The organism is Streptomyces sp. DH12, assembly GCF_020873895.1.
GTDB lineage: Bacteria > Actinomycetota > Actinomycetes > Streptomycetales > Streptomycetaceae > Streptomyces.
This window is the reverse complement of the sequence record NZ_JAHWGT010000379.1, coordinates 1-652: the sequence shown is the minus strand read 5'-3', so window position 1 is coordinate 652 and position 652 is coordinate 1. Positions and strand designations below refer to the sequence as shown.

Genomic DNA, 652 nt, shown 5'->3' with positions numbered 1-652 from the left:
ATGTCGCCCAGTGAGGCGACGCCCCCCGTGTCGGGGCGGCCGGCGTCGAGGGCGCGGCGGCGGGCGGTCGCCGCGTCGAAGAGGGCACGGCCGTCGATGTCGTCGGGCAGGTAGCGGGGCGGACGCCGGGTCACCCAGGTCAGTTCGGTGTCGTAGGCGAGGTCGGCGGCGATCTGGGCGCCGGAGTTGCCGCCTCCGACGACGATTACGCGCCGGCCCGCGAAGTCCCGCGGTCTGCGGTAGGAGACGGTGTGCAGTTGACGGCCCTGGAAGTCGTCGCGGCCCGGGAGGGCGGGGAGGAAGGGGCGCCACCAGGTGCCGGTCGCGCTGATCACCGCGCGGGCGTGCCAGGTGCCGGAGTCGGTCTCGACCCTCAGCAGCCGTCCGTCGTCGTGCACGCCGATGACCCGGACCGGCCGTTGTACGGGGAGGTCGTACCGCTGCTCGTAGTCGCTCAGGTAGGCCACCACGTGCCCGGCCTCGGGGTATTCCTCGCCCGGCTGCGGCGGCATGAGGCGGCCGGGAAGGGAGGAGAAGGCGGCGGGGGAGAACAGGTGCAGGGAGTCCCAGGAGTGCTGCCATGCTCCGCCGGGGGCGGACTGGGCGTCGAGGACGACGAAGTCCAGGCCCTGGCGGCGCAGGTGGTAGCCGG

1 protein-coding gene is annotated in these 652 nt (G+C 73.9%); it reads right to left on the bottom strand.

Annotation, left to right across the window (positions count from 1 at the left end; genetic code table 11):
• Positions 1-652 (bottom strand): NAD(P)-binding domain-containing protein (locus LPA54_RS34670; RefSeq protein ID WP_228984604.1); only part of this gene is annotated, 652 nt, incomplete at both ends.